This is a genomic window from Roseateles sp. UC29_93 (assembly GCF_042695725.1).
Classification (GTDB): Bacteria; Pseudomonadota; Gammaproteobacteria; order Burkholderiales; family Burkholderiaceae_C; genus Roseateles; species Roseateles noduli_A.
The window spans coordinates 3,845,458-3,865,391 of record NZ_CP170545.1 but is presented as its reverse complement, the minus strand read 5'-3'; the positions used below and the strand labels follow the sequence as shown (position 1 = coordinate 3,865,391).

The window sequence follows — 19,934 nt, the reverse complement described above, 5'->3', positions numbered from 1 at the left end:
AGTCGTCGACCGCGTAGAGCGATCCGTACGTGGGCCAGGAGGTGGGGGCCCAGCCAGCGCACCAGTTCCAGCAATGAAGGGCTTGCTCGCCGTGCCGGCACAGCGGCTCCGCGTCGCCTATGACGTCCGCAAACTCCGAGCCGCCGCCCGACTGCGCATCTGCTTGGGCTTCGCTCCATGCGATGCGCTCACGGATTTTTTTTCCGCCGTCTCCTCCACGCGGCGACGCTCTGCCATCCTGGCGACGAGCAGGTCCTGCCACCGATCCGTCCACTGCGGCTGGGCGTCGAGCAGGATCTGCACTGCCAGCGGTTCGTGGTCGACAAGCGTGTCGTCAGCCACGTCAGGGACGAGGTGGCGCACCACCACGCCAGACCAGGCCACCACGGCGGCCAGCAGCAGCGTGCGCTGAGCATCCAGCAGCTTCGCTTCCGGCGTGCTGGCGGTGCTCTGCAGCAGTGCCACGCGCACCTCATGTCGCGTGGGAATCCGGATGGTCACCGTGACGCCTTCGTGGGTGTCGCTGAACTCTCGCGAAGCACGCGCGATTCGTTGAATCTGATCGAGATCCATGGCGATCAGCTCGCGTAGCGGGTCGACCGGGCCGCGTTGTTGAAGTCCACGTCCACCGTCAGTGGCGCGTTGGGCTGCATGTCCGGCGTTTCCTGCACGGAGAAGTAGCCGTTGCTGAACTGCTTGGAGTTGTTCGGGTAGACCACGCGCAGTCCCGTCGCGAGGCTCGAATCCGCCGCGGCGACCGCCGGCGCATACCAGGCCAGGTTCGGGTCGTCGAAGATCGTCAGCGTGAGCGACGAGGCCCCACGGACGGTGGGCTTTTGCTTGCGCACGTTGTCGTCCATCGTTGTGGTGTCGGCGAACTCCAGCGCACCCTTCTGAGTTGCCACGCCTTGCACCTGAGTGAAGGGGGTCCACGCGGTGATGCGCCGGATGCTTCCGATGCCGCTGCCGGCCGGGAACTTCGTGACGTCCTGCGTGTCGATTTTCTCGAACGTGATGTCGTTCGTCGCGACGGTCTTCACGCGCACAAGGCGCTCGGACAGCAGACCCCAGCCGCTGGTCACTTCCAGGATGTCGCCCACGACCACCGCATGGCCGGCGGCAAGCGTGGCGACCGCCTCGGCGGCGTTGGAGATGGCCGTCATGTTGACGGACGGGCCGTACGTGGTCGCGATCGCGAACTGCGACCTGGTGGAAAGAGTGATGGTCATGGTCAGATCCTCCGGAGGTTCAAAGCAGGGTTTCGGGCTCGCTGGCCCGCACGTGATAGGTGGCGCGAACAGTGATCACGACGACGCCGCAGTCGGTCCCGCCCTCCTGGACGAGATCCCGATCGATGCCCTGAAGCGTCAGGTGGTAGAGCAGCGGCGCCTGGAAGACGGCAGCCAGGCCCTGGGCGGTCAGCGCATGCAGTTCGTCGTCCAGGTTGTCGACGGACTTCACGTACCCGCGCAGGTACACCGTGAGCTGGTGCTGATTGAGGACGTCATCGTCGACGGACGCCATCTCCACGTCTTCAGGGCCGGCCAGGACGTTCCACGCCGGCAGGTCCTGTTCGCTGATGGGCCAAGCCCGCGAGTTGAAGACCCGGTCGGCGGTGAGTGGCAAGCCGAGCAAACAATCGACTTGATGCGCGATGACTTGTGCAGCGGCCAGCATGGTCACGCCCTCGCGAGTTCGAGGCGCTTCTCCGCCCCATCGTCGAGCGGCACGACGGCTCGGACCTTGTATGCGACGGCACCGACCATGACGCTGTCTCCATCACGGGCTGCCGGCCACGTCGACGCCGAAACGCGCAAGGCAGGATCGGAGAGGATCAGTCCATCCACGATCGATCCGGGCGCATCGAAGAATCCGCGCGCGGGCTGCGCGGCACCGCCCGCGGCTGCGCTCAAGGCGCAGTCCACCGCACCAGGGCCCGCATAGGCCACGGCGAGGTCTTGGGCGATGAAGTCCGGCAGCACGGCGTTGCCCTTACTGCGGCGCTTCTTCCGCGCTCTTGGCGGCGACCTTGTCGGCCTTGGCTTTCTCCGTGCGAGCCTTCGCGGCGGCGTCGATCAGCTCCTTTTCCGCCGTGCGTTGGCCCTTGTACGGGTCGTCGGTCTTGGCCGTGTACAGCGCCTTCTGCGCGTCCACGAGCTTGCGCGCCGTGTCCTTGTCGACGTCGGGCGTCGTCCCCTGCTCCAGGAGCTGAGGGCCCAGCTCCGGTTCGGTCGAGTGCGGGATGAACGTGGGTTCGATGATCAGGACTTTCATGGGATTGGGCTCAAGGTTTCGTTTCGGGCCCGCTGCCTCGCAGAGATCGAGGCAGCGGGGAGGCGACGCTCGGGGTCAGGTCGTCAGCGCATCCACCATGGCGGAGAAGCTGGCGGCCCGGCGGACGGCGATGTCCAGGTCCTGCAGGGCGACGACGCGACGCGTGCCGGCCGTGGCGCCGGTGTAGGGATCCAGGATCAGGTCGATGCCGGACCACAGGCCGATCAACAGGTCGGCCCAGTTGCCGTAGGCCAGCGCCGAGCAGACGCCCGAGCTGGTGCCCTTGGTCAGGTTGCTGGGCACGTTGTTGGTCACGCCCGCGCGATAGCCGTTGAGCTCGTTGCCGGTCCACAGCGGGAGGCCGTTCGTGCCGGTGAACTGCTGCGTCTTCTTCAGCTTGCCCCGCACCTTCGTGTTGGTCACGTAGCCCAGCGACCCGACGTCGGCATTGACGTTGGCGACCGCGCTCTCCAGATCCACGATGTGGTCCAGCGTCGGAGCAGCGCCGTTCGTGCCGCCCACCACCGCACCGATGCCGGCGGTGTTCAGCACGCCGGTGGGCTGACCGCCAGAGCCCGAACCGGCGATGCCGACGCGGTCGACTTCGACGGCGATGCCGTTGACCAAGTCCATGCGAACCAGCATCTCAATGTCGATGCTCGACTGCAGCAGCAGGCGCCGGCTGTAGTCGGTGAACATGCCCACCGTCTTGGGCGTCATTGCCACCTGGCCAAACGTGGCTTGGCTCTCGGTGACCGGGTTGCCTTCCGTGACCCAGAAGGTAGAGGCGCCGCCGGTCTGGCTGGGGATCGCGATGTTGCCGTTGAGGTCGGTCATGACCCGCGCACCCATGGAACCCAGCACGAGCCGGTTGCGCAGCAGCGTGATGAAGTCGCTCGACAGAAGATCGGTCGCCACCAGGTTGCCGCCGGCAGTGGGAGTGCCGACGGTCAGGTCGCGCAGCATCTGCGCCAGCGCCTGGCGCGCAGCATCCTGCGCATTGGAAGTGCCCATCGGAGCGCGCAGCACGTCCACCGGGATGGTGTAGCCACCGGCACGCTCCTTCGCGGACGGCATGGTGTCCTCGATCGGACGCAGCTTGCGAGCCGCATTGCTGGCATCGATCTCGAACGCCGCGCCCTCGATCAAGCTGCGGTCCTGGTGACCGTAGGCCAGCGCGAGCATCAGCTTGCGCACGCTGAACTTGGCGAGATCGCTCCTGGACATGCCGATCTCGGCGGACTCCGCCGGGCGCAGCTTGCGCGCCTCCTGTAGCTTGTCGAGCACGGTCTGCCGGAATGCGTCCAGCGACGTGCCGTTGTCGACGGCAGCGCGGGCGAGTTCGGCCATGCCGTGCTGCTCGCCCAGGGCGTTGATGCCCCGCGAGCGCTCACGCTCGGCGGTCTGCGCCGCCGATTCGATGGCTTGAATGTTGACGGGGGGCTGCGCCTGGGTACGGTTGGCGGCAGGCGGTTGGGTTTCCAGTTCGTCCACAGGTTTCTCCTTGGCTTGAGGGACGGGGGGGCGCTCGCCTGCCGCGCGGCCCACGCCGACCGTGGGATCGGCGGGCACCGCGACGAGCGAGATTTCGTAGGGCATCCACGAGGTGATGCGGTAGGTATCGATGCCGGTCTTCGTGTCGCGCTTCTCCAGCACGGCTTCGTTGATCCGATAGCCGACGGACACGAGTCGGCGGATGCCGTCCTGGACGTCCTGCCAGATCTCTTCAGCGCGCGTGCTGCGCCCGAACCGCACGACCGCGCGTCCACGACGGTCTGCATCGATCGACGCGGATTCCACGACGCCCACCTGATCGTCCGAGCGATGTCCGACGAGTAGTGCCGCGCCATCGCGCAGACGGCTCATGTCCACCGCGCCGGAGCTGTGGTCGAGGATCTCGATGCCGAACCAGCGCTCGTAGGGAAGTTCGGAACTGAATGCCAACTCACACGTGCGCTCTTCAGCGTTGATGGACTCGCGTACGAAACTCGCAACGCGTGGCACCAACTCGCGATTGAGATCGGCGGCGGACAGGGTCTTGGTGTCGACTTCGGTCATAGAGCGTTCTCCACGGATCGGGCTGCGACCACGCGCAGCGCGCGGGCAGGCTTCGTTTCGTCTTCGTCGTCCTCAGCGGCCGGCGGCGCGGTAGAGGCAGACGGCTCAAGGGCGCCGAGCAGTTCGTTCTCGCGCTCGATCTCCAGCACCAGGTCGTCGAGGCTTTCACCCTCGCGAGCGAGGACGCGCGTGCGGCTGGTCGTCTTGTTTCGCAGACGCAGGTCATCCGCCTGCGCCTCCTTGAGGGGGTCGATCGCTGGCCAACGGCGAGGCTGGCGCTGCAACGATTCGGTGTAGTCAGCCAACTTGGCCGGGTTCAGCCCGTACAGCAGCGGCTCGGCGACCATGGCCATGCGCAGCCAGCGCGCGTCGACGCGTTCATGCAGGTGCTCGACAAGCCACGCCTGCAGCTCCTTCCACACCTCGCGCTCTTCGAAGATGCCCACCCGAGCGGAGCTGTAGTTCACCGACTCCAGGTCGTTTCCGAAGGTCGTGTAGCTCACCCCCAGGCCCGAGGCCGCGCCACGCAGCACCACCTTGGCGAACTCGCCATGGCTCACATGCGGGTAGTCGCTCTTGAACTGGACGAAGTCGTACCCGTTCGGGATCGTGTCGAACTGGCCCTCCTGCGTTGGCGCATACGCCGCCGATCCCTCGCCGTCCTTTTCGGTCTCCGCAAACCCGGGCGGCGGAGCGCCGTCCATGGACTTGAAGAAGCCGGCGCGCTTAGCCGCATTGCGCGATGCCGCCAGCGCCGACCGTTCGAAATCGCCGAGCTGATACAGGCGCTCCAACGCACTGTTCATCCACGGAATGCCGCGAATCTGATTCGACTGCTCGGGGATGAAGCCGTGGATGATCTCGTCAGCCGGGACACGCGAGTGGCGCCCATAGCCGTAGCCGTCCGGAGAGCCCGCGGGGTCGCGCTTGATGTGGTACGCGAGGATCCTGCCGTCGGAATCCATTTCCACACCCATGCGGATGCGGGCGCCGCCGGCCAGGTCGATATGCAGATCCATATCCAGCAGCGCGGGATCGATGACCTGCACCTGGTAACGATGCGGTCCGGCTCCTTCGACATGCCGCAGAAGGAACTCACCGTCGACGACGAGGTGCCCCAGGCAAAGCCGCTCGATATCGCGCCAGGAGTACTTCCCTGTGACGTCGCAGACGCCGATCTTGGCCCACCGCGCCCGTGCCTTTTCGATGGCCTCGTTGACGCTGTTGTGCAGCCCACCACCAGGCTTGCCGAACTGCGCCTGGAACATCACCCCGTTAGGGCCCAGGATGTTGGTGTGGCACTGGCGCACGAAGCGGCGCGCGTGGTCGAGGTTGACCGATGCCGCCCGGCTGCGACCGCGAGCCTTCATCAGGCCCGCGGCGATGTACACATTCAGGTGCTCTGGCGCGCCCTGCCACTGCGTGGTGATGTGCGATTCCAGGGATGCCTGCAGGTGCCGGATCGTGCCGCTCGCCTGCACACGCGCGAGCCGATGGGCATTGAATGCCGACTGACGCGCCTCGCCCTTGGTGACCAGGCCGATCGCGCCGAGGATGCGGTTGAGCGTGCCCATCACATCCTCACCAGCACGCGCCCGCCAAGTCCGTTCCCGGCGGCGAGTTCTTCGGAACGGACCTCGCGCTTGAGCTGCTCGATCGCGCCAATGAGGTCGGCCACGCTCTGGAACGTGAAGGACCGCGTTCCGACCGTGTAGCTCTGCAGCAGCGCACTGCCGCCGCTCACGTGGTCAAGGTAGGCTTTCTGCAGCGCATCCAGCGCCTGGCGCGCGGGCGTGCGCAGGTCCAGGGCCGTGGTCCCGCCAGCAGCGGGGTCCGGCTTGAGCGACAACACCCCCAATGGCGAACTCTGCCGTTCCGCGCCCTTGGTGAACACCGCGACGAGGGAGTAGCTGCCAACCGCCCAGCCGGCCGTCGTGGCGGCTGGAACCGTGAACTCCCAACCGTCGCCGTTGGCGGTCCCTGCAACGCCGAGGTTCTGGCCGCCACCGATGACGCGCAGCGTGGCACCCCAACCCTCGTCGGCGCTGAAGAGGCTGTCACCCAGCGACGCGCTGAGCGTGTCGCCTGCGTTCAGGCTGGTGGGGATCGTGGCGGCGGGGAACATGGCCCGGACTTTGAAATCCGGGAGCACCAGAAATAGGGCAAAAAATGGTGCGGCCTGCTATTTTCTTTTTACCTATGTGTTTGCCGCGTCCTTGGCCCTGCGCCGTCGGCTCTCCGCCAGCATGCGTCTGACGGTGGTTTTGCTGAGGCCGGTCCGTTGCACCATCTGCTCAACGGTCAGGTTGGCGGGCAACAGCTCGACGGCGACGAGCGCCTCAAGCATCGGAAGTCGCTGAATGTAATGCCGGGCGCCTCCGAGGATCCGTCTGGCCCGCAGTTCCGCCTCAGCCATCGCGTCATCGAAGGACGGATCGTTGGCAACGCCCGCGCGCTCCATACTTTCGCGTACGGTGGAGAGGATGATGGTGAGGGTATCGGCGGACTCAGACATCAGCGGCGGCGGCGTTGCGCGATCAACGTCTTGAAGTGCGTCTGGGCCGTGGCTGGCGCCGGAACATCAGCACGAGGCTCCGCCGCTGGCGCTGGCTCCGGGGACGCGACGACTTGCTGCTCTTGATGCGGCTCATCGTTCGCCGGATCCGCGCCGATGTGCCCGAACAGGTCTTGCCCAAGAGGCTCAAGGACAGAGCGCAGCTTGGCCCACTGAGGCTCTTTCCATGCCTGGACGCGGACGGCGGGTTGGTAGGCGGCGGCGATGCAGTACACCGCCGTGTCCAGGGCTTCGTTGCGAGGCTGCGTCTTCACCCAACGGCGCTTGTTGGGGTCCCAGATCTCTGCCGTGAGCTGGCTGTAGTACGACTCGTCCAGCCCGCTCGGGAAGTGGATCAGCCGCTCATGCGCAAGTCGCTCGCGGTCGGCGGCGAGCCGGGCGAAGAGCATGTGCTTGGCGGTGTCCACGCCGACGCTGTAGATCTCCGCACCCTTCTTGATGACCTTGCCGTGCCAGGTGAAGTCCACCGGATTGCTGCGACCAATGATTGGTCGGTTGGGCGTGCTCGCCCCCTTGATCGCAATCGCACGGCCGCGGCGGGTACGCACGAAGTTCAGAACGTCGTCGGTCAGGAAGCCGCTGTCGACCGCGTAGCAGTGCACCCGCATGCTTTGCCCGGCGCTGTTGACGAAGGTCTGGGCCATGTAGTCGTCGATCTTTTTCCATTCCTCCGGGCGGGTCGGATCGGCCGGGATCTCGACGTAGTCCACGGGCCACGCCTGGCTGTTGGCGCCAAAGCCCCAGACCTGCACGGCGAAGTAGCGCTTCTGCACATCCACGCCGCCCGTGAGGAGAAGGCAACCGGGCGGGATGTCTCGGACCTTGTGCGGCTCGGCGCGCTGACGCAGCTCCTCCGCATCGAGCTTTTCGTTTGGGTCGTCGAAGCATTCACCCAGCAGCGTGTTGACGAAGGTCTTCACTTTCTCCGGAATCCGCTTGATCGTCTCCCACTTCGTGGCCATCTCCACCCACGACAGCCCCAGCCCGATCGGCGTGTACAGCGCGTTGATGTGAAATCCTGCCACCTTGGCACCGGGCAAGCCGGCGATCCAGACACCGCGTTCCAGCATGTCCGTCTTTGCGTGCTCCGGGATGGGTTGATCGCACGCCTCGCAACGGTACAACGCCTGGTCCGGTTCCCCGTCGGGCCACTGCAGCCGCTCCCACTTCAAGACCTGCAGGTGCTGGCAATGCGGGCACGGCACGTGATACCGGCGCATGTCCGACGCGAGCCACTCCTTGTAGATCGCCGAAAGGCTCTTGATCGTCGGCGTGCTGATCAGCCCGATCTTGCGACGTGGGAACGTTCGTGTACGAGCCTCCACCAGCTCAATCGGATCGCCTTCGCCGTCCAGATCCTTCGGGTAGGCGTCGACCTCGTCCAACAGCAGCTTCGCCACCGGCATGCTGCGCAAGGATGCAGCGCTGTTGGCACCGCTGATGACCAGCACGCCCCCAGGCCATTCCTTCGTCAGCGTGGTGTTGCCGCTGTCACGACTGCGGCTCGGCGCAATCTTCTGTCGCAGGCTGTGGCAGTCCTCGATCATGGCGGCCAGGCGCTGCTTGCTGAAGCGCTCGGCGAGATCGATCGTCGGTTGCACCAGCATCACCGGCTGCTTCATGGTGTCGACGGCATGGCCGACCGCGTTGAGCAACACCTCCGTACCACCGGTCTGCGCCGACTTGATGAAGACCACGCGCTGCGTTGGCGAGCTGGGCGACAGCTCGCGCATGAGCTCCCTCAGAAACGGAATCCGATCGGTGCGCCACTGCCCTGGCTCGCTAGCGCCCTTCGTCGGCAGGCGACGATGCTTGTCGGCCCATTCGTCAACGTCCATCTTCGGTGCTGGCCGCAGGCCCGCCGCGAAGGCTCCCATCCCCCCGGCGTAGCCGTCCGAGACTCGGTACATGACGGGCCCTCGGCGCAGCAGCATCAGGCAGCCTCCGGCATCTCATCTCCGCGCAGCCGGCCCACGTCGGCGGCCATGCGCTCCAGCGCCTTCACCACGTCCTCGCGGACCGTGAGCAACTCTTGGGACAGCAGCCGGTGACAGTCAATCGCGCTTGACTGCGCGGCCAAGCGTTCGGACAGCTTGTCTGGCACGCGCTCCAAGGCCGCGCCCAGCGCCGCCGCGACGTCCGTCAGTGCCTGGAGGAAGCCGTCAGCCTCCAGCAGACGCCCGGCCATCTGGGCGGCCTGCATCTCGGCCTTGTCCGCCTCCGCCTTCGCACGACGGGCATCGTCGCGCTTCATTTCCTTCCACAACTCGTCGTCAACGCGCTGACGCTTCCCATCCCCTTCAGGCGTCGGCATCGCCATCACGGAAGCCGCGGGCGGCGTGGGTGCGGTAACGCCGGCCAAGCCCGCAGCCTTGGCCGCGCGGCTCGTCGTGTACCACTGGGCATCCGCCAAGTCAGGATGGATGAGGCCATTGACGACGGTGATCTTGCCCGCGCTGACCGCCTTGCTGATGGCGGCCTCGCTGACGTTGCGCATGCGGGCGTACTCAGCCGGCTTAACCATCCCACCACCAGACTTAACGATGTCCTTAACCATCCGCCCGTCCTGTGCCTAGAGAAATCTCGCGCCGTTTCGCGCCGTATAGCCTTGACCCTGGGAAGGACCCATGGCCGCCCTGACCTGGTGCAGGCCCGAGGCCCTGCCCTCACCCACGGCTGAACCTCGCAGTCGCCAGCGCGATGCCGCGCTGCACCTCGACGTCGAGGATCTCGGCGACGCGCTTGAGCAGACGGCGGTTGACGGTCTGCGTGTTGAACATCTGAGGCAGATCAATCGTCTCGACAGCCTTGATCGGCAGGCGTGCTTGGCCCTCTCGGATGAAGACCGTGCGCCCTCGGTTGCCGATGAACGCGCCCTCAATGACCTTGCGCGGTCCGGTCTTCTTGATCTTCACGGACACGCCACCACCAACAGCCACGGTGCGCGTGCGCCATCCCTGAGGCGTGGAGAAGCGGACCTGCTTGCGCTCGCGGCCCGGTGCAGCCTTGGCACCGAACAGCATGACGTTGCGTGAGCTGCGCCCACCGCGCCGACCGAATGCCTCCAGCGATCCCTGCAGCACGAACCCACCAGCTTTGCGCGAGATGCTTGTGACCTTGAGCTGGGCCCTGGCCTCGTTGGACTTGATGGCGAACTCTGACGTGATCGCTCGGGCGGCTTCCGTCTTGGCCCGCTGCAGTGTCCGGTTGATGCCAAGGCGCGTTCCCTCACGCTCGATGTCGCTCATCAACGTCCCGATGGAGCGGGTGACGCTGCTGAAATCCGTCGAGATCTTCAGCATCCCTTTTCCTCCTTCCCCGTTTCACCTGTTACGACCCCTGTTTCGCGTAAATGTGTTGTGGTTACGTGAGTTACGCGGTTACGCGTGGTCGCGCATACATGAATGCATGTTTGAAGCGTCTCACGCATGCGCACACGCACATACGTAGAAGGTGCGCGTAACCGCGTAACTCGCGTAACCACGCGGGTTTGCGGCGTAACGGGCAACGAAACAGGCGAAACACGGCTCATGAATCTTCCCCGTCCGCAGCACGCAGGAAGTTGCGAACGACCGTCTGGAACGAGTCGATCGAGCTACCGGCCCACTCCCCCTCTGTCGTTCCCTCAGGAGGTCGACAGCCTCGCGGGATCCAGCAGCGCATGGCCTTCCTGGGGGAACTGGGGCCGGCGCGGGTCTGGATCACCTTGTAGTCGAAGAGTGGTGCCTGGCGCACGCCATCCGCGCTCACCTCAATGCGCTCATCGACGAACTTGCGCGCCTGCTGAGTGAAGTCGGCCTGCTTGGGCGGGTATCGCTCGCCGTTCTGATGCGCCCACCGCTGGAATGCTTGATAGAGCTGCTCAACGCCACACACCCGCATGGGTAGGGGAAGGAAGCCCGAGATCCACTCGTGCATGAAGCGCTCGGCGGGCTTGAACCCTAACTCGATGAGTGTCTGCTTGGCCGTGGTCAATGGTGGCTTCGTGTGCTCGCCGAAGTCCTGCAGATCGAGGTTGATCAGGAAGTGCAGGAACTTGGCTGCGCCGCCCGCGTCGAGGAACTCGCTCACCCGCTGGTAAAGGTCGCCCAGATGCTTCGTCGGCGTATAGATTACGCAGTATCGCCGGTCGCCGTCCTCCAATGCTAGCGGCTGAGCCTCGTTGGACAGGAACACCAAGTTCGCGTGATTACTCTCCCAGCGTGTGTCCTGGTGCATCGCACGGATGGGGATCTTTGTCTTCTGCGTGACGATCCACTTCAAGCGATTCTTGGCGTGGTACATCTCCTGTCGGCTGACGACCTCGTCGCCTACGATGAGAAGGCGCCTCGACAACCACGTGTTGTACTTGTCCTCGATTTCGGTCTGTCCGACCATGACGCCATACTCGCCGTACAGGTCGCGGAGCACGTCGAAGAACAGGTTCTTGCCGGTGCCTTGCGACCCGTGGAAGACCAACGCCGTGTCGAGCTTCGCGCCCGGCCGCTGCAGCGGGAGTGCACACCATCGCAGCACCCAGTCCGCGATTTCCTCGGGCCCAAGACCAGGCGCGTCACTGGTGCTGCACAGGTAGTGCAGCAGCTCAATCATGACGGCGCAGTCCCCTTCCTCCGGCTCCGTCGGGAGCCCATCGAAGAGGTTGATGTAGTCGGGCCCGAGATTCTGCCCCGGCTCAAAGACCAGGTTATCCACGTGCACCATGCGGCGCCGCTCCTTGTCGGCCAGCCACACCTTGACGGTATCGCTGCCGAAGGCCAGTCGGAGTGCGTTGATCTTGACGATGGAACGCGTTTCCTCGTCCCACACCGTGTCGGTGGGGTAGATCAGTACGAAGCTTTTGAACAGGCGATTAATCGAGCCCCAATCCAGCTTCTTCTTCGGGCGCGCACCCTTCCCCCCAGTCGCGGGTGAACCGCCGCTGGAGGAAGGAGGCGGATCTCCGCCAGCGGCGCCGCCGCGTAGTGGGACGACATTCTCTGCTCCCTGGTCATTCATGGGTTTTGCTCCAAGAGCCCCAATGCCCGGAGCACAGGCATTAGTTGCTCAGTGACGACCGCAAGCCCTTCGCGGACGTGCAGGTCATTGAAGTCGGTGTCCTTGTCGCCGCGGCTTCTTCGATCGAAGGCCGGTGAGACAACGTGGACACGGTCGTACTTGCGCGAGAGCTTGAGCGCCTTGATGCGCCCAACGTTCTCGAGCTGCTTGGTCTGGAAGTTCCTCGTGCGCCAGTCGTCGTCGGCACAGATCAGCACGCGTGCCGACTGGAAGAGGTCGAGCAGGATAGGAACGACGTGCTCCAGGTTCCCCGCGTTGAGCGCCACATACACCGGCACCAGCCGTGATGTGGCCATTCGAATGGACAGCCCCGTGGCGTAGCCCTCGCACACCGCAAGGACTCGTACATCCGGGGGAACGGGACCAAGGCGGCAGGCCGCCCCTGTCGGATCGAAGCCCTTGCTGAATGTCTTGTCTGGGAGTTCGGCGCCGGAGTGCTTATCCGTCCGCTTCTCGCCGAAGATTCTCTGCACACCTCTAAAGGCGTCCGCACGCGGTCGGTCGTATCGAATCAGCGGCACGACGATTGATCCGTCGTCGAGAAACCGGCATGCCTCGGGCTCGACGCGTTTGCGAGTCAGGTAGGCGCTTTGGCCCTGCGTCGCCGCTTCAGCCCACAGCTCGGCTCCACGTGCTGCCGCACGCCTGGCGTCCTTCTCCCGCTCCCGGATTCCTCGCTGCTTGGCAGCTTCGCGCTCGGCCTTGAGCCGGCGCCACTCCGCCTCGCTCAATGGCTTCCAGTCCACCTCGACCTTGGCGTAGTCGCCCGTCTTGTAGCTGCCGAACGAACCGACGATGTAGTTGCCGCCCGCGTCAGGCTGGAACGAGTGCAGGCGATACCAGAACTTACCTTTCAGCCCACACGTCTTTCGCTTCGGCAAGTCGATCTGCAGCGGGAGGTCTTTCCGCGCGTTGAACTCGATGCCGAATGCTTCCATTTGGTGGATCACTGAGCGGTAGTTGTCGTGCATCCGGTCAGGCGACGGCCTTGAGGGAAGCCCGCTCAGTCTGGCGGCGATCGTGCTCCTGCCGGGCCCAACTAAGCATGCGCTGGATGGCCCTCAGAGCCTCATTACCCTCTTTCTCCAGCCGTGCGAGCGCGGCATCGTTGATGCCTGCGTTAGCGTCCGCCGTGAACTCGGTCATCAGCTCGCTGAATTCCCGGATCGCCGAAACGGCCAGACTGGCCGCGGGGGCATCCATGTCGGACGAGGAATCAGGCAGGCGCACGTACACGCCGCCGCACTGGTGCGCCAACGCCGCTACTGCGTCGTCCCAAGGCGGAACGCCGGCCGCGCGGAGTTGGTCGAGCAGGCTGAACAGCTCATCGTCGAAGCCGATTCGGTTCTTCGGATTTTGACGATCGAGCTTCTGATACATGGTCTCGGTGCTGACGTCTCGCACAATGGCCAACGCTTTAACACCGCCCGGATACATGCGCGCCGCTGCGTAGAGCGCGTCCTGCGGGTGCACTGGGTCTAGACGCTTGGTCATTTGATTTCTCCAGTCGGATTGAGGATTACGAACCACCGACGAGTTCCGACACTGCGGCTATGAGCAGCCACAACCACTCCAATCGACGACTCTTGATGATTTGCGTGTTTGCGTTGCGCGCGGGCTATGCGACGAGCCGTCGTACCGAGCGATCCACATCGCTCACGTTGCGCTCTTGCTCAGCAAGCTGGCGGCGGTACAGCGCCGCTTGCACGCGATCGCGAATGGCCGGTGTTAGCGGGTCCGGCCACAGCCGTACTGCTGACTCCGAAATTCCAATGTCGATCGCCGCCCTTGCCACACCACCCAGCAGCCCAATGCCTTCTGCCTTCTTCATGGCGGCAGTATAAGCATGCTTAGGTTCAACATACAAGCATGCTCATATCGACCGCAAGCAGACTTGCTTCCTATGTTTGGAGAACGTCTGCAAGTGGCGCTAAAGCACGCGCACAAGAGTCGCGCCTGGTTGGCGCAGAAGCTTGGGGTGTCCGAGTCCGCCATCGGATTGGTGATCAATGGGCAGACCAAAGCCCTCACGGCTGCGAATGCAGTCAAGGCAGCGGCGCTCCTCGACGTAAGTGCGCTGTGGCTTGCTGCCGGCGAAGGCGAGATGGCAGCCGTATCTCCGACGACCTGGCGCGACGTCGCGCGCAGTCTCGCGACGGCGATGGACGCCGCCGAGCGCGGTCAACGTTATGGGCTTTTCGTCAACGAAGTGGACAAGCTGGTCGAGCGAGCCAACCTGAACATCAAATCCGGGTCGGTTCCGGAACAACAGCACTAGGCACCGTCGTGATCCAGATCAACGATCCAGTCCGCTGCGTTATCTTTGCACCAGGGGTAGAGGTCGGACCCCGTTGGGCGCGCGCACTCAGAGTTGCGGCTGGTACCTGTGTCTTTTTCGCAGGGTTCGCGGCTGCGATTTGGTTTAGGACATGAAAGCACCGGTGATCCGCGCATCAATATGTAACCTGGCCCGAAGAATTGGGGTCCAAGGAGGAATATTGATGTCCGACGATTACAAGGAGGCAGCTCAAAGGCTGCTCGACCGCATGCGTATGTCCAGCGCCCGTGCCCTCAACGAACAGCCACGCCCCCAGCGTGCTTCACCCCCAGTGGTCATCAATCGACCACACCAATGTGTAATTGTCATCGGCGGGACTCTCCCCCCCAATCTTCCCGCGGACTGGATTGCTCAGGCAATGAATACACCGCCGACGGGGCCGGAAGCTCCCAACGCAACCCCTTGACTTCAAAGGTGTAGATCCGAAGACCCGCCCTAAAGAGCGGCAGCTCCACGCGAACGCGCTTCGCGGCAAGTAGCTCTTCAAGCACGAATCGCTCTCCACCAAGGAAGAGCACATCCGACGAGCCATCCTCTGCGGGCCTCGCCGAAACCGTTAGCGGCGGCAACTTGTCGTCGAAGCGCATTTTCACGTCGCATCGTTGCGGGCACCAGAACTGGCCCCGCCTGATCGTGATCATCACGGTCGTCTCTCCGCCCTCGGCGCGCTGCAACACCAAGGTCGCAGGGTCAGCCGCTACGGTCGACTCGACGCCCGCCCGCCTCATCCTAGAGCCGTCTATCGGATCCTCCCAAGCTTGGTAGCGCCAAGCCGCGTGGACCTGCGCCGTTGAGACGAGTAGAGCCCCGCAGAAAACAATCTTCTTCATCCATCCCTCCGCGTTGGGGAAAGGATCTCGCGAGTCGACACAAGTATGCTTGCATAACAACCACAAGCATGCTTATACTGCCTTCACATCACCACGGAGGCCCCATGTCGACCGACACCATCACTCTCGCGAGCCTGCCCGCCCTGGGCGCTGAATGGCCCGCTGACCCCGAATCCGTTTCCATTGGCCGCTACTTCGGCGTGACGACGTCACCCGATGGCGGCCTGTTCGCGCTCGTCCTGCTGAATGCCCAACCCGGCCAGGAGCTGACCTGGGCCGAGGCAATGGCCTGGGCGGAAGGCGTCGGCGGCGAGCTGCCCAACCGCGTCGAGAGCGCCCTGCTCTACGCCAATGCCAAGGACCGGTTCGAGCGCGACTGGTACTGGACTCGCGAGCAGTACTCGGCCCTCTACGCCTGGTACCAGAGCTTCGACGATGGCTACCAGTACAACGGCGGCAAGGGCTACGAGTACCGGGCTCGCGCCGTCCGCAGATTCAAGCTCATTGCTTGAGTCCTTCAATCCTTCGCACATGACCTGACCCCTGCCGCGCGCAGCGCGGTCGCGCCGAATTTTCGGGAGGACTTCATGAAGGCAATCCACCTCTCTCTGCGCCTGTCTGACGGCTCGCGCCGGATGATGCAGATGCTGGCCGACAGCACTGGTGCCGCGTTGGCACTCGCGCAAGCCACGTACGGCGATGCGCTTCGTGGAGGCAGCGCACGCGCGCTGCGAGCCCCGGGCATCGTCGGCACCGTCGCCAACGGCCGGGCCGCCGCCAACGACGAACACTTCGCCGAGGTGATGTCGTGAGCGCCGGGGAGAACCTCGCCCGAGACCTTGCGATCGCGCTCGGCCTCGACACGAAGGACCTCGCCGAGGCGACGATCCGCCTGCGGCCCAACGCGTTGCCGACGGTGATCGCCACCTACTACGTGCGCCAGCGTGAAAGCATCGTCGGCGACGACGGCAGCATCACCACCCGGGTGGCGAAGCTGAAGCTAGTGGCAACGCCGGCAGAGGGGGATGCATCGTGAGCCGGCCCAATCGCATTCCGCGTCTGCCGGTGTCGCATGGCGCGTCGTGGCTATCGCACGTGTTCACCGAGCCCCACGAGGTCCGCACCCACACGAGCGCGATTGCCCGGGCGATCGAGTGGGTCAGGCGCGCCTGGCTGCTCCATCGTCATCACCGGCTGGCCGCCGACGCGCGCAGCCTGGATGCGGGGCTGCGTCAGGACGAGCAAGCCGTGTCGTACATGCGCTCCATGCGTCGATCCGCCGACCCGATCCTGCTGAGCCGGATCACACACGAACGCGCCGAGCTGGGTCGCGTTCGGGCTCAGCTCACCCTCGTCGAGCACCGCCTCGCTGCCATCGGCGTGCGTGTGGCTGCCAACGACCCTCAGTTCCACCGCATCGCCTGAGGCCGCCATGAGAAGCCCCGTCACCCTCATCGGGCGCCTGCTCTCGCCCGCCCAGAGCCGGTGCCGTCCCCGCGGCGTCGCCGGTGTGACTGAGCCCGAGTGGATCGTCTTCGCGATCGTGGACGTCGCAGGCGTCACGACGGAGGCGGAGTTCTCACTCGGATTCGGGCCGAGCGCCGCTGTCGCAGCCGGCAGCAAGGCCCGCAACCTCGTCGTTCGGTCGATGGTCCGCATCGAAGCGAACGGCATGCGCATCAAGCACCGTGGCCGCGATGGCAGCGAATTGCTGCTGCGCGAAGTGACTGCCCTGGAGCCGCTCGTTCCGCCCCGTCGGTACGACGAGCCCCATCAACAGGAGGAATCCGCATGACTGCCAACCACACACGCGCCAAGCAGCGCATCTTCCTGATCGGCCTGGCCGGTCACGCCTATGCGGGCAAGGACACGGCCGCCGGCATGCTGGCCGATCTGGCACGTCCCTACATGGATGTGACCGTTCGGGCGTTCGCGTTTCCGATGCGCGAGATGCTCAGCGCCATCATTCCTCACAGCTACATGCACGAGCCGGCGAAGAAGGAACTGCCGGTGCCGGGCATCGGCGCAAGCTACCGCGAGCTGGCGCAGACGCTCGGCACGGACTGGGGCCGTCGGCATTTCGGCGACATCTGGGTCCGCATCATGGAGCAGGCCATCTTCGCCGATGAGAGCCAGTTCGGCCGCCTTGGCCGGCACCACTTGGTGCTCATCCCTGACGTGCGTTTCGTCAGCGAGTCCACGTGGATTCACCAGCACGGTGGCCACGTGATCCGACTGCAGCGCGCCGAGGCCGCGAACACCCGAAGCCACGTGAGTGAGCGCGAGTGGCTCGACCTGGCCGCCGATGCCGAGATCAACAACGACGGCACGTTGGGTGCGCTGCGACAAAAGCTCGTGGGCGCGTTGCTCGACTTTTCCATCATCCAACAGGTCCAAGCCGACCAGGTCCACGCGGCCTGACGCCGTCACGAAGGGAGTACACCATGCCCAGCAACGGCCCAAACAAGCGCGACCGGATCCCCAACGCCGCGTCGAACCGGATGAACTTTCTCATCGCCCTCTGGGAGCTGGGCGGCGACTCACCAGCCACGAGCGTCACCTTCGAAGAGGTGCGGGTGCACATGGGCATCGAGGCCGGAACGAACTTCTCCCCGAAATTCGTTCAGCACGCCAAGCAGGGCGGCCTGGTCGCGACCATGTTGGCGAGCCACAAGGCGCGCGCATACCTCACCGAAGACGGCGTCGAAACACTCAAGCTGCTACACAAGCTGGGGCGCGTCTCCCTCGAACGCCTGCCGCACCAGCCTGCCACGATCGACCGCAGCACGAAGGTCGCCGGGCCGGTGGAACCGTTCGTATGGCCGCTGCAGGCCAACGGCGTGCGGAGCTGCTGCCACGGATACGTGGCCGGCGGCGCGGCCAGTCTGCCGGCCATTGAGCGCGCGGACGGACTGACTTATCGCCAACACCCCAGCCGTCGCGGCGACGAGCTGGTGTATCCGGACGGCCGCGTCGAGCCGATGCCAGCAGAAGGCCCGTGGCCCGCCGTAGGACCGAAGCGCCTGCGCGCCTGGGACCTCGAACAGGTCGCCGCCGCCGAGACGGCCCGCAAGGCCGCCTGATCCGCCACCACCCCTTTCCACGCGGCTGAAGCGCTGCCGCGACACCCTTCATCCGCCTGGAGATTCCGACATGGCAAAGAACAGCATTGACGCCTACGGCGCCAAAGGCAAGTCCAACGTGCTCGCCTTCGACCCCGACGACCTGGTGCTCGTCACCGATCCGAAGCACTACCTGTATGACGAACGGGTCCACCTCCCGCTGAAGGAGGCGATGGTCCTCAACATCATGGCCCTCGGCGTTGGGCAGCCCATCGTGGTGACCAAGTGCCCGGAGACAGGCAAGACGCTGGTGGTCGCGGGCCGGCAGCGGGTGAAGCACGCCCGAGAGGCCAACAAGCGCCTGCGCGAGCGCGGCGAGATGCTCATCCAGGTGCCCGCCATTCCGCGCCGCAGCGACACCGTGGTGCTGGGCGGCCTCATGGTGGCCGAGAACGAGATGCGCGAGGACGACACACCGCTGGGTCGCGCCCGCAAGATGGTCCGGCTCATGGACCAGGGCATCTCGGAGACGCAAGTCGCCATCTTCTTCGGCTGCAACGCCAAGACGGTCAAGCAGACGCTGTCGCTGCTTGAGTGCGTGCCCGAGGTCCGCGCCGCTGTGGAGGCAGGCACGGTCAACGCGACCGCTGCCTACCAGCTCGCCAAGCTCACGCCGGCCGAGCAGCGCGTCAAGGTGGCCGAACTGAAGCAGGCCGGCGCCGGAGTCACCGGCCACGCCAAGGCCCGCGCGCAACGTGCCGTGATGGGCAACCCCAAGCCCAAGCTGCGCACGCGCAAGGAAATCGTTTCTGAGCGCGACGCATCCACGGGCGAGCGGCGCGCCGCACTCGAATGGGTGCTCAACGGCCTGGACGAGCCCGTGCGTGACACGCGCACGCAGGAGATGTTCCGGGACGACGACGGCAACAACCCGGACGGCGGCGTCGAGCCGTGGCCATTCCCCAAGGGCGGCTGAGCAAGCCTGCCCATCCGTTTCCCATCGCCGGGACACCGGCACCTTCGTTCACAACCAGGAGCAAATCCATGAACGCTGCGATCCAGATCACGAGCGACACGCTCGTCCCCACCGAGCCCGGCACGCCCTTCGAAGGCGGCTTCTACGTCGGCAAGTTCCGCATCGGCGACGAACACTTCGCGCTGATCATCGCCCCCAAGGACGTCGGCGAGCCGGCCAACGACTTGGCCTGGGGAAAGTACGGCACGGAGATCTCGGGCGCCGACTCGTTCAACGACGGCCGCGCCAACACGGAAGCGATGCTCGCCGCGGAACTCCCGCTCGCGACCTGGATCAAGGGGCTGGTGATCAATGGCTTCAGCGACTGGTACATCCCCAGCCGCGACGAGCTGGAACTGATCTATCGGCATCTCAAGCCGGTCGAAGGCGAGAACTACACCTATCGCAACGGCGAGAACCCCAGCGCCCTGCCGCCGACGCATGCCTACACGCTGGCGCTTCCCGGACAGACGCACTCCGCCGAATTCAAGGACGGTGGCTCGCAGGCGATGGAGGAGCGCTGGTACTGGTCCAGCACGCAGTACTCGGCCCACACCGCCTGGGGCCAGAGCTTCGACGTTGGCAGCCAGGTCAGCGTCGGCAAGGACGGCGAGGGCCGGGCTCGCGCCGTCCGCAGATTCAAGCTCAGTGCTTGAGTCCTTCACCACTTCAACCACGCATTGATTGCCCCGCGCGCAGCGCGGGCCGGTCGAATTTTCGGAGGACC

27 protein-coding genes are annotated in these 19,934 nt (G+C 65.0%); 10 read left to right on the top strand and 17 right to left on the bottom strand.

Going from position 1 to position 19,934, the window contains the following annotated elements:
- Positions 1-117 precede the first annotated feature (117 nt).
- The 16 genes from ACFJIX_RS18000 to ACFJIX_RS17925 form a co-directional block, all read right to left on the bottom strand.
- Complete coding sequence (locus ACFJIX_RS18000; protein ID WP_377153347.1) at positions 118-573, bottom strand: hypothetical protein; 456 nt, start codon at positions 571-573, stop codon at positions 118-120.
- Positions 574-578: 5 nt separating this feature from the next.
- Positions 579-1,229 carry a phage tail tube protein gene (locus ACFJIX_RS17995; RefSeq protein WP_377153345.1) on the bottom strand — a complete coding sequence of 217 codons (651 nt, stop codon included), beginning with the start codon at positions 1,227-1,229 and terminating at the stop codon, positions 579-581.
- A 19-nt stretch (positions 1,230-1,248) separates the two neighbouring features.
- On the bottom strand, positions 1,249-1,677 hold the full coding sequence (locus tag ACFJIX_RS17990; protein ID WP_377153343.1) for a hypothetical protein: 429 nt from the start codon (positions 1,675-1,677) through the stop codon (positions 1,249-1,251).
- Positions 1,678-1,679: 2 nt separating this feature from the next.
- Entirely contained in the window at positions 1,680-1,982 is a 303-nt protein-coding gene (locus ACFJIX_RS17985; protein ID WP_377153341.1) for a hypothetical protein, read from the bottom strand.
- 10 nt (positions 1,983-1,992) lie between these two features.
- Positions 1,993-2,274, bottom strand: coding sequence for a hypothetical protein (locus ACFJIX_RS17980; RefSeq protein WP_377153339.1), 282 nt, complete (start codon positions 2,272-2,274; stop codon positions 1,993-1,995).
- A 75-nt stretch (positions 2,275-2,349) separates the two neighbouring features.
- Positions 2,350-4,332, bottom strand: a complete 1,983-nt coding sequence (locus ACFJIX_RS17975; RefSeq protein WP_377153337.1) for a phage major capsid protein — start codon at positions 4,330-4,332, stop codon at positions 2,350-2,352.
- Positions 4,329-5,906: a phage portal protein gene (locus ACFJIX_RS17970; RefSeq protein ID WP_377153335.1), complete on the bottom strand. Its 1,578-nt coding sequence runs from the start codon at positions 5,904-5,906 to the stop codon at positions 4,329-4,331. The genes ACFJIX_RS17975 and ACFJIX_RS17970 overlap by 4 nt, the downstream gene beginning before the upstream one ends.
- Positions 5,906-6,457, bottom strand: a complete 552-nt coding sequence (locus ACFJIX_RS17965; RefSeq protein ID WP_377153333.1) for a hypothetical protein — start codon at positions 6,455-6,457, stop codon at positions 5,906-5,908. The genes ACFJIX_RS17970 and ACFJIX_RS17965 overlap by 1 nt, the downstream gene beginning before the upstream one ends.
- A 72-nt stretch (positions 6,458-6,529) precedes the next feature.
- Positions 6,530-6,847, bottom strand: a complete 318-nt coding sequence (locus ACFJIX_RS17960; RefSeq protein WP_377153331.1) for a hypothetical protein — start codon at positions 6,845-6,847, stop codon at positions 6,530-6,532.
- Positions 6,847-8,841: a phage terminase large subunit family protein gene (locus ACFJIX_RS17955; RefSeq protein ID WP_377153329.1), complete on the bottom strand. Its 1,995-nt coding sequence runs from the start codon at positions 8,839-8,841 to the stop codon at positions 6,847-6,849. Before ACFJIX_RS17955 ends, ACFJIX_RS17960 begins: the two co-directional genes overlap by 1 nt.
- Positions 8,841-9,404, bottom strand: a complete 564-nt coding sequence (locus ACFJIX_RS17950) for a hypothetical protein (protein ID WP_377153327.1) — start codon at positions 9,402-9,404, stop codon at positions 8,841-8,843. Before ACFJIX_RS17950 ends, ACFJIX_RS17955 begins: the two co-directional genes overlap by 1 nt.
- Positions 9,405-9,573: 169 nt before the next feature.
- The gene (locus ACFJIX_RS17945; RefSeq protein ID WP_377153325.1) at positions 9,574-10,209 is read right to left on the bottom strand and encodes a hypothetical protein; all 636 of its coding nucleotides are present in this window, start codon (positions 10,207-10,209) and stop codon (positions 9,574-9,576) included.
- A 226-nt stretch (positions 10,210-10,435) separates the two neighbouring features.
- Positions 10,436-11,902: a primase-helicase family protein gene (locus ACFJIX_RS17940; RefSeq protein ID WP_377153323.1), complete on the bottom strand. Its 1,467-nt coding sequence runs from the start codon at positions 11,900-11,902 to the stop codon at positions 10,436-10,438.
- A complete protein-coding gene (locus ACFJIX_RS17935) occupies positions 11,899-12,933 on the bottom strand; it encodes a toprim domain-containing protein (RefSeq protein WP_377153320.1) in 1,035 nt (344 codons plus the stop codon). Before ACFJIX_RS17935 ends, ACFJIX_RS17940 begins: the two co-directional genes overlap by 4 nt.
- Positions 12,934-12,937: 4 nt before the next feature.
- Positions 12,938-13,456, bottom strand: a complete 519-nt coding sequence (locus tag ACFJIX_RS17930; protein WP_377153317.1) for a phage regulatory CII family protein — start codon at positions 13,454-13,456, stop codon at positions 12,938-12,940.
- A gap of 124 nt (positions 13,457-13,580) precedes the next feature.
- Complete coding sequence (locus ACFJIX_RS17925; RefSeq protein ID WP_377153315.1) at positions 13,581-13,793, bottom strand: hypothetical protein; 213 nt, start codon at positions 13,791-13,793, stop codon at positions 13,581-13,583.
- A gap of 15 nt (positions 13,794-13,808) precedes the next feature.
- On the opposite strand from ACFJIX_RS17925, the gene ACFJIX_RS17920 reads away from it, so the two are divergent.
- Positions 13,809-14,240, top strand: a complete 432-nt coding sequence (locus tag ACFJIX_RS17920) for a helix-turn-helix domain-containing protein (RefSeq protein ID WP_377153313.1) — start codon at positions 13,809-13,811, stop codon at positions 14,238-14,240.
- Between the two features lie 365 nt (positions 14,241-14,605).
- Here ACFJIX_RS17920 and ACFJIX_RS17915 read toward each other — a convergent pair whose 3' ends face one another.
- A complete protein-coding gene (locus tag ACFJIX_RS17915; RefSeq protein ID WP_377153311.1) occupies positions 14,606-15,130 on the bottom strand; it encodes a hypothetical protein in 525 nt (174 codons plus the stop codon).
- Positions 15,131-15,234: 104 nt separating this feature from the next.
- On the opposite strand from ACFJIX_RS17915, the gene ACFJIX_RS17910 reads away from it, so the two are divergent.
- The 9 genes from ACFJIX_RS17910 to ACFJIX_RS17870 all read left to right on the top strand — a co-directional run bounded on the left by ACFJIX_RS17910 (position 15,235) and on the right by ACFJIX_RS17870 (position 19,863).
- Positions 15,235-15,642: a DUF1566 domain-containing protein gene (locus ACFJIX_RS17910; protein ID WP_377153309.1), complete on the top strand. Its 408-nt coding sequence runs from the start codon at positions 15,235-15,237 to the stop codon at positions 15,640-15,642.
- Positions 15,643-15,717: 75 nt separating this feature from the next.
- The gene (locus tag ACFJIX_RS17905; RefSeq protein WP_377153307.1) at positions 15,718-15,942 is read left to right on the top strand and encodes a hypothetical protein; all 225 of its coding nucleotides are present in this window, start codon (positions 15,718-15,720) and stop codon (positions 15,940-15,942) included.
- Complete coding sequence (locus ACFJIX_RS17900) at positions 15,939-16,166, top strand: hypothetical protein (protein ID WP_377153305.1); 228 nt, start codon at positions 15,939-15,941, stop codon at positions 16,164-16,166. The genes ACFJIX_RS17905 and ACFJIX_RS17900 overlap by 4 nt, the downstream gene beginning before the upstream one ends.
- Complete coding sequence (locus ACFJIX_RS17895; protein ID WP_377153303.1) at positions 16,163-16,555, top strand: hypothetical protein; 393 nt, start codon at positions 16,163-16,165, stop codon at positions 16,553-16,555. The genes ACFJIX_RS17900 and ACFJIX_RS17895 overlap by 4 nt, the downstream gene beginning before the upstream one ends.
- Before the next feature lie 7 nt (positions 16,556-16,562).
- Positions 16,563-16,925, top strand: coding sequence for a hypothetical protein (locus ACFJIX_RS17890; protein WP_377153301.1), 363 nt, complete (start codon positions 16,563-16,565; stop codon positions 16,923-16,925).
- Positions 16,922-17,551 (top strand): hypothetical protein, encoded by a 630-nt coding sequence (locus tag ACFJIX_RS17885; RefSeq protein ID WP_377153299.1) that lies wholly within the window; start codon positions 16,922-16,924, stop codon positions 17,549-17,551. The genes ACFJIX_RS17890 and ACFJIX_RS17885 overlap by 4 nt, the downstream gene beginning before the upstream one ends.
- 23 nt (positions 17,552-17,574) lie before the next feature.
- Positions 17,575-18,213 carry a hypothetical protein gene (locus ACFJIX_RS17880; RefSeq protein ID WP_377153297.1) on the top strand — a complete coding sequence of 213 codons (639 nt, stop codon included), beginning with the start codon at positions 17,575-17,577 and terminating at the stop codon, positions 18,211-18,213.
- A 70-nt stretch (positions 18,214-18,283) separates the two neighbouring features.
- Entirely contained in the window at positions 18,284-19,168 is an 885-nt protein-coding gene (locus ACFJIX_RS17875) for a ParB/RepB/Spo0J family partition protein (protein ID WP_377153295.1), read from the top strand.
- Positions 19,169-19,236: 68 nt separating this feature from the next.
- Entirely contained in the window at positions 19,237-19,863 is a 627-nt protein-coding gene (locus ACFJIX_RS17870; protein ID WP_377153292.1) for a DUF1566 domain-containing protein, read from the top strand.
- Positions 19,864-19,934: the final 71 nt, after the last annotated feature.